The sequence below is a fragment of the Xenorhabdus siamensis genome, assembly GCF_037996745.1.
In the GTDB taxonomy this organism is placed as follows: Bacteria; Pseudomonadota; Gammaproteobacteria; order Enterobacterales; family Enterobacteriaceae; genus Xenorhabdus; species Xenorhabdus indica.
Genome location: NZ_JBBMXE010000001.1, coordinates 152,500 through 167,900, shown reverse-complemented (window position 1 = coordinate 167,900; position 15,401 = coordinate 152,500). Strand labels below are relative to the sequence as shown.

The 15,401-nt window shown below is 44.5% G+C and carries 11 protein-coding genes; 10 read left to right on the top strand and 1 reads right to left on the bottom strand.

Translation table 11 applies throughout. From position 1 onward, the window contains the following. From AAC852_RS20135 to AAC852_RS00840, 10 genes are all read left to right on the top strand, one after another. Positions 1–1,961: condensation domain-containing protein (locus tag AAC852_RS20135; protein ID WP_340619397.1), on the top strand; the 1,961-nt coding region annotated here is incomplete at its 5' end. Further along, positions 1,955–3,418 (top strand): non-ribosomal peptide synthetase, encoded by a 1,464-nt coding sequence (locus tag AAC852_RS20130; protein ID WP_340619396.1) that lies wholly within the window; start codon positions 1,955–1,957, stop codon positions 3,416–3,418. The genes AAC852_RS20135 and AAC852_RS20130, both read left to right, overlap by 7 nt. A 46-nt stretch (positions 3,419–3,464) precedes the next feature. Continuing rightward, the gene (locus AAC852_RS00875; RefSeq protein ID WP_340619395.1) at positions 3,465–4,283 is read left to right on the top strand and encodes a thioesterase domain-containing protein; all 819 of its coding nucleotides are present in this window, start codon (positions 3,465–3,467) and stop codon (positions 4,281–4,283) included. Between the two features lie 619 nt (positions 4,284–4,902). Beyond that, complete coding sequence (locus AAC852_RS00870) at positions 4,903–6,114, top strand: aspartate aminotransferase family protein (protein ID WP_340619394.1); 1,212 nt, start codon at positions 4,903–4,905, stop codon at positions 6,112–6,114. Positions 6,115–6,135: 21 nt separating this feature from the next. Beyond that, a complete protein-coding gene (astA, locus tag AAC852_RS00865; protein WP_340619393.1) occupies positions 6,136–7,227 on the top strand; it encodes an arginine N-succinyltransferase in 1,092 nt (363 codons plus the stop codon). Further along, complete coding sequence (gene astD / locus AAC852_RS00860) at positions 7,224–8,702, top strand: succinylglutamate-semialdehyde dehydrogenase (protein ID WP_340619392.1); 1,479 nt, start codon at positions 7,224–7,226, stop codon at positions 8,700–8,702. The genes astA and astD overlap by 4 nt, the downstream gene beginning before the upstream one ends. Before the next feature lie 52 nt (positions 8,703–8,754). Further along, positions 8,755–10,098, top strand: coding sequence for an N-succinylarginine dihydrolase (gene astB / locus AAC852_RS00855; protein WP_340619391.1), 1,344 nt, complete (start codon positions 8,755–8,757; stop codon positions 10,096–10,098). A gap of 12 nt (positions 10,099–10,110) precedes the next feature. After that, on the top strand, positions 10,111–11,100 hold the full coding sequence (gene astE / locus AAC852_RS00850; RefSeq protein WP_340619390.1) for a succinylglutamate desuccinylase: 990 nt from the start codon (positions 10,111–10,113) through the stop codon (positions 11,098–11,100). A 46-nt stretch (positions 11,101–11,146) separates the two neighbouring features. Next, entirely contained in the window at positions 11,147–12,538 is a 1,392-nt protein-coding gene (locus tag AAC852_RS00845) for an amino acid permease (RefSeq protein WP_340619389.1), read from the top strand. Positions 12,539–12,844: 306 nt separating this feature from the next. Further along, a complete protein-coding gene (locus AAC852_RS00840; protein WP_340619388.1) occupies positions 12,845–13,042 on the top strand; it encodes a hypothetical protein in 198 nt (65 codons plus the stop codon). Positions 13,043–13,220: 178 nt separating this feature from the next. Here the strand turns inward: AAC852_RS00840 and pta are convergent, their stop codons facing one another. Then, the gene (pta, locus tag AAC852_RS00835; RefSeq protein WP_340619387.1) at positions 13,221–15,365 is read right to left on the bottom strand and encodes a phosphate acetyltransferase; all 2,145 of its coding nucleotides are present in this window, start codon (positions 15,363–15,365) and stop codon (positions 13,221–13,223) included. Positions 15,366–15,401: the final 36 nt, after the last annotated feature.

The window sequence follows — 15,401 nt, the reverse complement described above, 5'->3', positions numbered from 1 at the left end:
TTGGTGGTGCTGGTATAGCACGCGGGTATTTAAATCAGCCTGAATTGACGGCTGAGCGCTTTGTGGTCAACCCGTTTGCTACGGACGAAGACAAGGCACGGGGTTATACCCGGCTGTATAAAACCGGGGATTTGGTGCGCTGGCGGCCGGATGGCAAGCTGGAGTATCTGGGACGTCATGATCATCAGGTCAAGATCCGGGGCTACCGCATTGAATTAGGAGAAATTGAAGCCGCACTGGCTGCACATCCACAAGTCAAACAGGCAGTAGTGATTGACCGGGAGCAGGAAGGTCACAAAATTCTGGCGGCCTACCTGGTGAGTGAAAGAAGTGTATCCAATGACACCCTGATTGAGTACCTTTCCGACCGTCTGCCGGAGTATATGATGCCGGCCAGTTTTACCCGCCTGGAATCAATTCCGCTGACTCTGAATGGTAAGTTAGATCGCCGGTTTGAACAAGGCACTTATGCCTACCATATTCCTTATCTGGTGCAACTGAATGAAGGAGTCAAATTATCTCTGCTGGAAAGTGCAATTAACCGAGTGGTTGAGCGTCATAAGGTGTTGAAAACGGTATATCGCAGTGACGATGAAGGATACGGATATCAGCAGGCACTGGAAGATACTCTTCTTATTGAGTCACACCACTGTACGAGTGTTGAAGCCTTGCTGCATACAGTACAGGCTGAATTGAGCACATCATTTAATCTGATGACAGAACCGAGTTTGCGCCTGCGTCATTATCAGGTCGGTCACAACCACTATGTTTTGTTCATGTGGCATCACATCGCCATGGATGGCTGGTCGGTAGATATCTTTATGCATGAACTGGTGGAGGCTTACCATGCCCTGCTCGAAAAGCGTGACAGCCGTCTGCCTGAGCTGGACATCACTTATGGTGATTACGCCCACTGGCAGCGAGAATATTTGCAGGGCGAAGTAGGCGAACGTCAACGGGCATACTGGCGGCAGGTACTGGCGGAGTATGAGCCGTTACTTTTGCCAACCGATCATCCCCGTCCGGCGCAGGTAGATTATCAGGGACGAAATTTTGGCTTTACGTTAGGAAGTGAACTTACCAGTCAACTGAAAGCATTGGCAAAACAGCAGGAAACTACCTTGTTTGCTGTTTTACTGAGCGGTTTTTATCTCATGCTGGCGAGGTTATCCGGGCAAAGCAATATCGTACTGGGGACACCGACCGATAACCGCCATTATGCGCAAACTCAACCCTTAATTGGCATGTTTGTTAATTCACTGGTTCTGCGGACACAGGTGGAACAGGTCGGCAGTGTGGAACGTCTGATTGAACATGTTCATGATGTGATTGCTCAGGCCAAATCCCATCAGGATATGCCGTTTGAACAGTTGGTTGATATTCTTGAGGTTGAACGGGATGCGTCCCGTCATCCTATTTTTCAGGTCATGTTCGGGTTACAAAACTTTGGTGAAGGCCTGCCTGATGGAATGACGTTGCCATTCAGTCCGGTAAAACTGAATGACAATTTGCACAGTCCGGCTAAGTTTGACCTGAGCCTGTTTATTGCTGAGAACACATCTGGTCTGACAGGGGCGATCAATTACGCCGTCAGCCTGTTTAATGAAACGACGATAGCCCGAATGGCGGCAAGTTATCAGCAGGTACTCGCCGCATTTGTGGCAGATCCACAGCAACCCTTAAACCGTATTGATGTATTGTCTGCGCAGGAGCGTCATACCTTGCTGTATAGCTGGAACCAGACGGATAAGCCCTACCCGTCAGAGAAGACCCTACAACAACAATTTGAGGCTCAGGCGGCGGCCACACCGGATAATGCAGCACTGGAATTTGCCGGAGAAACCCTGACCTACCGTCAGCTTAATGAACGGGCCAATCAGTTAGCGGCCGTGATCCGGGCACAGTATCAGCAGCAGCGCCATACCCCGATGCCGGCAGATACGCTGGTGGCTCAGTGCTGAAAGCCGGCGGGGCTTATGTCCCGATATCTCCGCAATATCCGCCTGAGCGTATCCGGTTTATTTTGCAAGATACGGCATCACCTTGTGTTGTGACCCAAACACAATATCTGGCAACACTGGGGGAATATACCCAGACACGGGCTGAACCGCCGGCGTTGATAGCAGCGGATGATCAGGCCGTGACAGAAAACCAGCCGGCAGAAAATCCGGCTCCTGTGAATACAGCGACGGATCTGGCTTACGTCATCTATACGTCGGGCACGACCGGGCAACCGAAAGGCGTGTTGCAGACACATCATAATGTGGTGCGTTTATTTGCGGCCACTCAGGGAGAATATCAGTTTGACCAAAAGGATACCTGGGTGCTTTACCATGCTTACACCTTTGATTTCAGTGTCTGGGAATTATGGGGCGCATTGTTGTATGGCGGGCGTCTGATTATTCCAACAACAGAGTACACGAAGGATTTCGGCAGATTCAGCCGCCTCTGTTCTGATCAGAAAGTTACCGTGTTAAATCAGACGCCGGGGGCATTTTATGCCTTTATTGAAGCATCATTGAACAGGGATGCTGAATTTCCCCATCTTCGCTATGTGATTTTCGGCGGAGATAAACTGAACCCGGTTCAATTAAAACCCTGGTGGAACCGTTACGGCGATCACTCTCCGGCCCTGATTAATATGTATGGGATCACTGAAACAACCGTACATGTTACCTACCGGAAATTAACTCAGGACGACGCGATAACAGCATCCAATATTGGCCGGCCATTAGATGATATGTATGCCTATGTGTTGAATGATGCCGGTCAGCCTGTACCTATCGGTGCACCGGGAGAGTTATACATCGGCGGAGCCGGACTGGCGCGGGGGTATTTAAACCGGCCTGAACTGACCGCCGGGCGGTTTGTGACAAATCCGTTTGCTACGGACGAAGACAAGGCACGGGGTTATACCCGGCTGTATAAAACCGGCGATTTGGTGCGCTGGTTATCGGATGGCAATCTGGACTATCTGGGGCGCAACGATTTTCAGGTCAAAATCCGGGGCTACCGCATAGAACTGGGGGAAATTGAAAGTGCCCTGGCTTCCCACCCACAAGTCAAGCAGGCGGTAGTGATTGATCGCGAACATGAAGGTAATAAAGCACTGGTGGCCTATGGGGTGGCGGAAAGCGAACTTTCAGACGATGAATTATTCAGATACTTATCTGACCGCTTGCCGGAATATATGGTGCCGGCCAGTTTTACCCGTCTTGAGTCCGTGCCGCTGACGCTGAACGGCAAACTGGACCGCCGGGCTTTACCAGAGCCTGTCTGGGTAAATAGAGACAGTTATGTGGCGCCCCGCAATGCACTGGAAACCCAACTCTGTGCCATTTGGCAAGAGGTATTGGGGCTGGAACAGGTTGGCATAGAGGATAACTTCTTCCGTATCGGCGGTAACTCCCTGCCGTGAAATGGAGATTGAGATCCCATTGCATATATTGTTTAGCTACCGATCTGTGTCTTTGCTAGCAGGATGGTTGGAGGATGGGCATTCTCAATGTGAACTGCTTCATCAATTAACACCAAAATCAACAGCGACAGATAAATTGTTTATGGTTCATGCAGCTAATTGCGGTAGTGAGGTATATGCTTCTCTGGCTAATGAATTATCTGATGTCTATCACTGTATAGGTATCAATAATTATAATTTGCTAACGGAATATCACATTAGTTCACTAGAAAAAATAGCTCAAGTCTATTTAGAATTGATTTTAACTGAAACTTCTATTGATAAGCCTATCAGGATATTAGGATGGTCATTAGGAGGACAATTAGCGATGGAAATTGCATTTCAACTTGAACAGAATGGAGCAAAAGATATCGAGTTATTTTTGTTAGATACAATAATAAATACCGATGAGTTGAAAAGAGTAAAAAATCAAATGGATATGTCATATTTTATTAAGAATTTGACAAAAAAACTACAGCAAATGGGGGCTGAGGATACTTATATAAATAAAGTATTGGAAGCTATTCCTTTTGAAAATAAAATTATTAATTGCGACTTAAGTGGTAAATTAACACATACAAAAATTATTCTATTTAAAGCAGGAAAAACTGATCAAAGTTACAAAGGAGAAATTGGGGTATTGATAAATCAGTTAGTAGCCAAGATGCCGGATAATAATATTTCTGCCTGGGTTACTCATCCTTTAATGATTAAATTAATTGAACATTGCTCTCACTCAGATATCATTGAAGCTACTTCCATTATTAAAGATGGAATCATTAATAAAAATTCAGTTAAGGAAGGCGTATCAATATTTACTGAATAAGTTTCAATTAACTGTATGACTACAATTAAATGATCCTCCGGAAGCAACGGTAATCAACTTCTGGGGGATTATCAGGCCAGTTTCTCTGAATGACGCTAGCATTCCTCTATAGAAATATCATCTAACCATATGATTTTAATCTAATGTTTTTTGATTATATTAAGAATTTGTATTTGCAAATATTTTTTGATATATCTGTTCAAAAAATATCACCTTAATAATTGAATAATTATCGAGCAAAAAAAGCGAATTTTTCGTCAGCTCTTAATTCTATACCTCTTTTTATTTAGTTTTTATGCATAAGTATTGCATAAATTGAAGAAAAAACCATTTTTATAAATTGTGAAAAACATCATAAAGTAAATTTATTGTGATTTTATTGTGTTGACTTTGTTAAAGATCAGGGTAATGATTCGATTAATTGTTAACCAAAAGAGGCAATGAAAGGCATTGGAAAATTAATTTGAAGATTAAATGGAATATTGATCGAATGAATTTAATTGGAAATCAATAGAAATAATTAATAGAAAATAAGATTTTATCTATTAATTTGAAGAAATATTCTATTAAATATGAATTCATTATCGCCTTTCTTGTTCATTTTTTCGAGGTAAAACAAATGTCGAAAACGATTCAGAGAAGTTGGTTTGATCAGTATATGGTTCCTTGTTTCTCACCAGCACCCTTTATTCCGGTCAGAGCTGAAGGTTCCAGAGTGTGGGATCAGGATGGAAAAGAATACATTGATTTTGCTGGAGGTATTGCTGTTAACGTATTGGGACATGCCAATAATGAATTAAAAGAAACGTTAAGTGCCCAAATGGAAAATCTCTGGCATATCGGTAATGGTTATACAAATGAACCTGTCCTAAGGCTGGCAAAAGAGCTGGTTGAAACTACCTTTGCTGATAAGGTTTTTTTCTGTAACTCTGGTGCTGAAGCGAATGAGGCAGCGCTGAAAATTGCCAGAAAATATGCCTTAGATAAATATGGCAGCCATAAAAATGAAATTATCTCATTTGAAAACTCTTTCCACGGCAGAACATTATTTACAGTGACAGTTGGGGGACAACCCAAATACTCACAAGATTTTGCCCCGCTTCCACAACAAATTACCCATCTCCCTTATAACGATATTGAAACGATCAAAGCACATATTTCTGAAAAAACCTGTGCGGTTATTGTTGAACCCATTATTGGTGAAGGGGGAATTATCCCTGCTGATCTGACATTCCTGAAGGCTTTAAGGGAGTTGTGTGATCAACATCAGGCTCTGCTGATTTTTGACGAAATACAGACAGGAATTGGCCGCACGGGCTATCTGTATGCCTACGAAGAAGTAGGTATTGAACCAGATATATTAACCAGTGCGAAAGGGCTAGGAGGTGGTTTCCCTATCGGGGCCATGCTGGTTAAACAGCATATTGCGGAGGTTTTCCAACCGGGTTCACACGGTACAACATTCGGTGGTAACCCGTTGGCAGCCGCAATTGCTCATAAGGTATTGAGTATAGTCAATCAGCAGGAATTTCTGGCTGGTGTGCAGGCGCGCCACCATGAATTTATCCGTCAGATGTCCGCTTTGAACCAACGTTACCCGCTGTTCAGTGAAATCCGTGGCAAGGGGTTACTGCTAGGGGCAGAGCTGGAGAAAAAATATCAGGGCAAGGCGAAGACTCTGACCAATATCGCGGCGGAAGAAGGGCTAATTGCTCTGATTGCCGGGCCGGATGTGTTGCGTTTTGCCCCGGCATTAAATATTGAACAACAGGATATCAACGAAGGCTTTGCCCGGCTTGAGAGCGCCCTCAAGCGATTTGTTCAGGAATAAAAGCAGTTTTGAGGTGATACCATGATGCTATTCAGATCCGTTCAACATAAAGATTTGGGGGATATCCTCAATCTCTCATCTTGTGCTGGAGTTGGTTTAACATCGTTGCCAAACAATCAGGAATACTTGGCTTCCCGGATTTCACGCAGTATTGATTCATTTAATGATGCCCGCGGACGCTCGCAGCAGGGATTCTTGTTTACTCTGGAAGACACGGAAAAGCATCGTGTTATTGGGGTGAGTGCGCTGGAAGTTGCAGTTGGGTTAGAGGAGCCTTTCTATAATTACCGGGTACAGAAATCTGTGCGCTCATCCCGCGAATTAGGTGTTTACAACTCCTTTGAAACGCTGATTGTTGGTCAAGATTATACCGGGTGCAGTGAATTGTGTACCTTGTTCCTTGATCCTACTTATCATGGAGGACGCAATGGTGTTTTCCTTTCCAGAAGTCGGTTCTTATTTATTTCGGCTTTTCGTCATCTTTTTCCGAAATCTATTTTTGCGGAAATGCGCGGAGTGGTAAATAAACAGGGAGAATCGCCATTCTGGAATGCTCTTGGGCAACACTTTTTCAACGTCCCTTTTGCACAGGCGGACTATTTAACAGGCATTGGTGCGAAAACATTTATTGCTGAATTAATGCCGTTCCATCCGATTTATGTCCCTTTGTTGCCTGAAGAGGCTCAACGGGCTATTGGTCAAGTACATGAGAATACTGTGCCCGCCCGTATCATTTTAGAAAAAGAAGGTTTTACCTATCACGATTTGGTCGATATTTTTGACGCTGGTGCCATCTTACAGGCTGATATTGATGAGGTACGGGCGGTAAAAGCAAGCCGGCTTGTATCTGTACAAAGATGCGAAAATGTTTCCAGGCAGTGCAGCGGCAGACTATATATTGTTTCTAACCTACATTTTCAGGATTTTAAAGCGTTGCTACTGAATATCCCTGATCCTGCTGGCATTAATGCACTACATAATAATGCACTAAATAGTAATGCATTAAATAGTAATGAACTGAGGCTGACTTCCGCAGAAATGGATGCACTTCAGGTGGAGGAAGGGGAGTCAGTACGCTGTGTTGCTCTTTTTTCAGAGGAAACTTCACAATGAATTATCAGGCAAATTACATTGATGGTAATTGGATTACAGGGCAAGGTGTGCTGCTCGTCAAATATTCGCCCGTTGATCAGACAGTTTTATGGCAAGCACATAGTGCTTCTGTTAATCAAGTGGATGAAGCCTGCCAGGCAGCCCGCAGAGCGTTTCCGGTATGGGCAAAACTGGCAGTTGAAAAGCGTATTGCTATTGTTCAGACGTTTGCTGCTTTATTAGCACAGGAAAAAGAAACAATTGCCCGTGTGATCAGTGAAGAAACCAGCAAACCATTGTGGGAAACCCGGACGGAAGTGCAATCCATGATTGGTAAAGTTGCTATCTCCATTGAAGCATGGCAGCAACGAACAGGTTATTCTGAAACCACTATGCCGGATGGCAAAGCCATATTACAGCATCGTCCTCATGGTGTCATGGCAGTTTTCGGCCCTTACAATTTCCCAGGGCATTTACCTAACGGTCATATCGTTCCTGCATTAATTGCCGGTAACACATTAGTATTTAAACCAAGTGAACTGACCCCAATAACAGCAGAAAAAATCATGGACTTATGGATCAGGGCGGGCTTGCCTGCGGGAGTACTGAATCTCGTTCAGGGAGGCAAAGATACGGGTGGCGCCTTACTGGATAACCGCGAGATTGATGGTGTGTTGTTTACGGGCAGTGCAACAACTGGTTTTCATTTCCACCGTTTACTGGCCGGGCAACCGGAAAAAATGTTGGCGCTGGAGATGGGGGGCAATAATGCCTTGATCGTGGATGATTATGAGGATCTGGATGCAGCAGTGTATACCATTATTCAATCCGCATTTATTTCCGCCGGGCAACGTTGTACTTGTGCCCGCAGATTGCTGGTAAGATGTGGAGAAAAGGGAGATGCACTGATCCGGCGGTTGGTCGAAGCAACGCGTCAGGTAGTTCCATCCCGTTGGGATACCGATCCTCAACCTTTCATGGGAGGCGTTATCTCTTTGACTGCGGCAGAAAGTTTATTGGATGCTCAATCGCGATTATTAGCATTAGGAGGCAACGCGCTGCTCACTTTAACACAGCCCGATCCTCACTCTACATTTATGACCCCCGGTATTATCGATTTGACGAGGGTCAATCAGGTTCCAGATGAAGAATATTTCGGCCCCCTGTTGACGTTGCAACGCTATGACGGTTTTGAGGAAGCTATTTCCATTGCTAATAACACTCGGTTTGGTCTGGCAGCGGGATTAATATCACCTGATGAGAGTCTTTTTCAGCGTTTGTCAGAGGAAGCAAGAGCTGGAATCGTGAACTGGAATAAACCATTGACCGGTGCTTCCAGTCAGGCACCTTTTGGCGGGATTGGCGCATCAGGTAATCATCGCCCCAGTGCTTACTATGCCGCAGATTATTGTGCCTGGCCGATGGCATCTCTGGCGACAGACAAATTAGTTCTGCCTGATACCCCTGTACCAGGACTTGATTTTTTCCGCTCTTAATTTTTCTGATTAACATAATTTTCAATGAACCGCAGGAAGAGCCGAGGTCATTATGTCGGGAATTGAAGCAAACTTTGATGGTTTGGTGGGCATGACGCATCATTATGCCGGGTTGTCGATGGGTAATGAAGCCTCAATGAATCATCGTGGACAAGAGTCTAACCCCCGTAGAGCGGCACTTCAGGGGTTACTAAAAATGAAAGCATTGTCTGATATGGGATTGGTACAGGGGGTTTTACCTCCGCAACAACGTCCTAATCTACCTGTCCTGCGGCAACTTGGGTTTACAGGCAATGATGAGCAGGTATTAAATAAAGCTGCACGTTATTCACCGGTATTATTGTCCAATCTCAGTTCAGCTTCTGCCATGTGGACAGCTAATGCCGCAACTGTTTCACCTTCTGCTGATAGTGCAGATCGGCGAGTTCACTTTACGGTAGCAAATTTAAATAACAAGCTGCATCGCTCACTGGAAAGTGTCACAACATCCCTGGCATTAAAGGCGGTCTTTTCTGATCAGAACTATTTTGTCCATCATGATCCGTTACCCCAACATGCTGACTGGGGCGATGAAGGTGCAGCAAATCACAATCGTTTTTGTGGTGAGTATGATGAAGCGGGAGTGCAGTTATTTGTTTATGGGCGTAGTGCTTTTCAGAATGGGATAACACCAGAACATTATCCTGCGCGGCAGACATTGGAAGCAAGTCAGGCCATCGCACGATTACATCAGCTTGAAGAGGCACACACTGTCTTTGCTCAGCAGAATCCTATTGCTATTGACAGCGGAGTCTTCCATAACGATGTGATTGCTGTCAGTAACCGGAATGTTTTTTTCTACCATGAACAGGCATTTTTAAACCAGCAGTCAGTATTAGCTGAACTTGAGAAAAAACTGGCGCATCTGGGGCAAACGTTGATCACAATTGAAGTACCGGCATTGCAAGTGACCATTCAGGATGCGGTAAGATCTTATCTTTTCAACAGTCAACTCTTGAGCCAGCCTGATGGCAGTATGATGCTGATTTTGCCGGAAGAATGCCGGCAGAATGCCAATGTCTCAGCGTATTTACAGTCTCTGGTTGCGTCAGGGAATTCACCCATCAATAAACTCTATTTCTTTGATTTGCGCGAAAGTATGCGTAACGGTGGCGGGCCGGCTTGTCTTCGGCTTCGAGTTGCCATGAAAGAGAAAGAATTGGCAGCAGTCAATCCGGCTGTACTGATGACCCCAGAGCTGTATTTGCGTTTAACGGATTGGATTGAACGCCATTATCGTGATGCTTTGTATATCGATGATCTGGCTGATCCACAACTGATAACAGAAGTCTATTTTGCTCTGGATGAGTTAACTCAGATCCTCAATATCGGTTCTGTCTATGAATTTCAGCGTTAATCAGGAGGGCAAATGGATTTACTTTCTCTATTGCTTGAAAAGAAGCCACTTGGAAAAAATCTTGAGAACACGCTCAGCTTCCCGCCCTTATTAACAGCAGCATGGTTGGCAGAAGGGGTATTACAGCTAATTCCACAAGAGAGAAAAAACGATACATTGATTCTTTCCGCAGGGATACATGGTAATGAAACGGCTCCTGTGGAGATTCTGCTCCAATTATTATCACAACTGGTGCAGGGAACTTTACCATTACAGCATAATCTATTGCTGATTTTCGGTAATGTGCCCGCCATGCGTGACAATAAGCGCTATATCGACAATGATCTCAATCGCATGTTTGGTGGACGGTATCAGAATTTCCCTATCGGGATCGAATCAGAGCGGGCGGCAGAATTGGAATCTGTGATACAGCGATTCTTTCAGGAGCCTGTGGTTATGGCATCAATGCGACGCTGGCATCTTGATTTGCATACCGCCATACGTGGTTCCTTTCATGAACAATTTGCTTTATTACCTTTCCAACAGCGTGAGTATGCGGCTGATTTATTACAGTGGCTGGAGGGAAGCGATATTGATGCACTGGTTTTCCATAAAAGTGAAGGTAGTACTTTCAGTCAATTTACCAGCCAATATTTCAACATGGACAGTTGTACGATGGAAATTGGCAAGGTGTATCCTTTTGGACAGAATGATCTGACTAAATTCAAAAAAATCACGACGGCATTACATGATCTGGTAGCAGGTTCGTTCTCAGTTAAACGGGAAAAACCAACAATCAAACGTTACCGCGTTATCGATTCAATTATCAAACAAGACAGTAGCTTCCGGCTTCATATTTCAGAAGATACAAAAAACTTCACTGCACTGCCGGATGGTTTTGAAATTGCCAGTCAGGAAAATCAATCTTGGAAAATTATTTCTCCGGCAAACTTTATTTTGTTCCCTAATGCCAATGTTGCCATTGGTCTGAGAGCGGGTCTGTTATTGGAGCAAATAATGTAATCAATTTATGTAAATTCATCATAAACAGAAACCGTGGAGGTTATTGATGACGAATATGGTAAAAACACCTGTAGAACAGCCCATAGGCGCACAGAAACTTCACCGTGGATTAGGAAAACGTCATGTCCAGTTAATAGCCATTGGTGGCGCTATCGGGACTGGGCTATTCATGGGGACAGGAAAAACTATAGCTGTATCAGGCACTTCCATTATTCTAACTTACCTGTTGATCGGTTTTTTTGCTTTCATGGTTATGCGGGCAATGGGAGAACTCTTGCTCACTAAGCTGGATTACCGTACGTTCGCTGATTTTGTTGCTGATTATTTAGGGGAAAAAGCCAGTTATTTTCTCGGATGGACATATTGGATGAGCTGGATAGTGAGCTGTATTGCCGATGTTGTGGTATGTGGTGGCTATATTCAGTACTGGTTTCCTGATATTTCCCTTTGGCTTACCGCGTTGTTTATTTTGGGGTTGATGTGTTTATGCAACTTTTTTACGGTGCGCTTGTTCGGAGAGGCTGAATTCTGGTTTGCTATGATCAAAGTAGTGGCAATAATTGCACTGATTATTGTTGGGGTAGGAATGGTTGTTGTTGGCTGGACTTCACCTAATGGAGTAACAGCATCTGTTCGTCATCTGACTGAGCCAGCAGTCTTCTTGCCCAACGGTATAATCGGGTTTCTGGCAGGTTTTCAAATTGCTATTTTCTCTTTTACTGGCATTGAGCTGGTGGGGACCGTTGCGGCTGAAACGAAAGAGCCGGAAAAAATCTTACCAAAATCCATTAATAGTATTCCTATTCGTATCATTATCTTTTATGTATTTTCCATGATGTGCATCATTGCAGTCACTTCATGGCCGAATATTTCTCCAGAAGTCAGCCCATTTGTTACGTTGTTTGCATTAGCCGGATTACCAGCCGCAGCCGCAATCATCAATTTTGTGGCACTGACTTCAGCGATGTCTTCAGCAAACAGTGGATTATACGCCTGTACCCGCATGTTGTATGGCTTGTCCACGGAAAAGCTGGCGCATGGTAAATTTGGTCTGCTTTCGGTAGGTAATGCAATCCCGATTTTCAGTCTGATATTCTCTGTTGTTTGTATGGCAAGTGGTGTACTTCTGCTGTTTATTATTCCCGATATTATGAAGTTATTTACTATTGTTTCAACGGTGGCAGCCATCATGGTTGTTTATAGTTGGTGCATGATATTGCTTGCTTATCTGGCATACCGTAAGAAAAGGCCTGATTTACATCAGGTTTCTGCCTATAAAATGCCAATGGGCATTCCGATGACATGGTGTACCCTGATATTTTTTGCTTTCACAGTAGTGATTATGATCTTTGATTACGATACACGTATTGCATTGTATGGCACACCTATTTGGTTTGTGATATTGGAAATTTTATGGCGTATGCGGAAAAAAACATAAGTAATATAAAAACAGTGGAGTTTATTGATTAGCTGAGGTTGCCATTTATTTTAATTGAAATTGATTAAATCCCTTGTTTAAAAATAAAGAGTAGAATACAAATAATGGTTGTGAATATAGAAATTCGTGATATTGTGCTTTATTATTCTGCTTTTTGAATCCTCTGAGCAAGAAAATATTTGTTTTTTTGTGGCTTATATTGACGGTACATCTGTAGGTATATTGATATTTTCTTGGAAAGAATAACCTCCTAGAGTTTAAATTTTGTTGACTCATCCCGGTTGTCGTAGTTGTGGTATTTTATTGATGGAAAAGGCTGTCAATAAATCAAAAGAATACGGAAGAAATGGAAAAGTGAGCCTTTCACCTCTTAGTGGTTCAGAGTTAGCTTATTTATCTATGGGGTTTGATTATTGGGAAAATAACGAGATGATACTTGAACCTAATAAAAGTAATCTATGGGTATTGATGGATGGGGAATATACATTCAAGGACACTATATAGTAATTCAAATTGATACTAACAATAAGTTTCAGAACAATTTGGTCATGTTTTGCTGGAAAAGTATTCCCAGGTAGCCCGATTAGGCCGCTTAGAGATGACTTCTGCTATATTATTTTCCCAGACGTATAGTTTGTACGGTCCCCCATCTTTAGCCGAGACCGTACAAGACACGTAAAAATTAGGCGTTTTCTTGTTGAGTTGCCTGAATAGCAGTCAGTGCAACGGTATAAACGATGTCGTCAACCAGTGCGCCACGGGACAGGTCGTTAACAGGTTTACGCATACCTTGCAGCATTGGCCCGATAGAAACCAGATCCGCAGAGCGCTGTACCGCTTTATAAGTGGTGTTACCGGTGTTCAGATCCGGGAAGATGAACACGGTAGCTTGACCAGCAACCGGAGAGTTTGGTGCTTTGGATTTTGCTACGTCTGCCATGATAGCCGCATCGTACTGCAATGGGCCGTCAATGATCAGATCCGGGCGTTTTTCCTGTGCCAGGCGAGTTGCTTCGCGAACTTTCTCTACATCGCTGCCGGCACCAGAGTTGCCGGTGGAGTAGGAGATCATGGCAACGCGAGGCTCGATACCAAATGCTTTGGCAGAATCTGCGGACTGAATCGCAATTTCAGACAGTTGCTCAGCGGTTGGGTCCGGGTTGATTGCACAGTCACCGTAAACCAATACTTGTTCTGGCAGCAACATAAAGAATACAGAAGAGACCAGAGAGCTGTTTGGTGCAGTTTTAATTAACTGCAATGGTGGACGGATTGTGTTTGCCGTTGTGTGAACAGCACCGGAAACCAGACCATCAACTTCACCTTGTTCCAGCATCATTGTGCCCAGAACAACATTGTCTTCCAGTTGTTCACGGGCAACAACTTCGGTCATGCCTTTGTTTTTACGCAGTTCAACCAGACGTGGAACATAGCGTTCACGTACAGAAGCCGGGTTAACGATTTCTATACCAGCACCCAGTTCAACACCTTGAGCGGCTGCCACACGGCGGATTTCTTCTGGATCACCGAGCAGAATACATTCAGCGATACCACGCTCAGCACAGATAGACGCTGCTTTAACAGTACGTGGCTCGTCACCTTCCGGCAGAACGATACGTTTGCCAGCCTGACGTGCCAGTTCAGTTAACTGGTAACGGAATGCTGGTGGAGACAGGCGATTCGGGCGTTCAGAAGCGGCTGCTAGGGAATCAATCCACTCGTTGCTGATGTGCTGTGCAATGTAGTTTTGCAGTTTTTCGATACGCTCATGGTCATCCGCAGGAACTTCCAGACTGAAACTTTGCAGGTTCAGGGAAGTCTGCCAGGTATTGGTGTTCACAGTAAATACAGGCAGACCAGTGCTGAAGGCACGTTCACACAGTTCACGGATAGAGTCATCAATCTTATAACCACCAGTCAGCAGAACCGCACCAACTTCAATGCCGTTCATGGCTGCCAGACAAGCAGTGATCAGAACATCAGGACGATCTGCTGAAGTCACCAGCAGAGAGCCAGGACGGAAGTATTCCAGCATGTTTGGAATACTGCGGGCACAGAAAGTCACAGATTTAATACGACGGGTCTGGATAGCCCCTTCGTTGATAATGTCTGCTTTCAGGTGTTTTGCCATGTCAATCGCACGGGTGGCGATCAGATCGAAATTCCAGGGAATGCAGCCGAGAATTGGCAATGGGCTATTTTTGAATGCAGTTTTCGGATCAACATGAGTAACAGTGGCTTTTGTTGCTTCGTCGAAAATTTCGGACAGGTCAGGACGAGTACGGCCTTGCTCATCAACCGGGGCATTCAGCTTGTTGACAATGACACCGATAATGTTCTTGTTCTTGCTTCCACCGTATTCTGCGCGGCTTAGTTCAATCTGTTCTTTTAATTGTTCCGGGGAGTGAGTACCCAGAGCAGTAACGAAGACAATTTCAGCATTCAGTGTCTTGGCAATTTCATAGTTCAGAGACTGCGCAAATGGATGCTTACGAGTCGGAACCAAACCTTCGATCAGAACCACTTCTGCGTCTTTAGTGTTAGCGTGGTAACGAGCCACGATCTCTTCCATCAGCACATCTTTTTTATTGGTGGTCAGAAGAGATTCCACATAAGCCATTTCCAATGGCTCAGCAGCGTGAATGCTGGAATGAGAGCGAATAATTGTTGTGGTTCTGTCTTGGGAACCGCTACTGCGTTGTTGCGCGATAGGTTTAAAGACACTCAGGCGAACGCCTTTTTGCTCCATGGAGCGGATTACCCCCAGGCTGACACTGGTTAAACCAATGCTGGTGCCAGTAGGGATCAACATAATTGTACGGGACACGGAAACCTCTTTAACGGTTGCTCGTTAGTCAATCAA

Excerpts from the sequence above, each read along its gene's own strand:
- AAC852_RS00845 (WP_340619389.1), top strand. The coding sequence starts at position 11,147 with ATGACGAATATGGTAAAAACACCTGTAGAACAGCCCATAGGCGCACAG.
- AAC852_RS00840 (WP_340619388.1), top strand. The coding sequence starts at position 12,845 with ATGGAAAAGGCTGTCAATAAATCAAAAGAATACGGAAGAAATGGAAAA.
- astD (WP_340619392.1), top strand. The coding sequence starts at position 7,224 with ATGAATTATCAGGCAAATTACATTGATGGTAATTGGATTACAGGGCAA.
- AAC852_RS00870 (WP_340619394.1), top strand. The coding sequence starts at position 4,903 with ATGTCGAAAACGATTCAGAGAAGTTGGTTTGATCAGTATATGGTTCCT.
- astA (WP_340619393.1), top strand. The coding sequence starts at position 6,136 with ATGATGCTATTCAGATCCGTTCAACATAAAGATTTGGGGGATATCCTC.
- astB (WP_340619391.1), top strand. The coding sequence starts at position 8,755 with ATGTCGGGAATTGAAGCAAACTTTGATGGTTTGGTGGGCATGACGCAT.
- astE (WP_340619390.1), top strand. The coding sequence starts at position 10,111 with ATGGATTTACTTTCTCTATTGCTTGAAAAGAAGCCACTTGGAAAAAAT.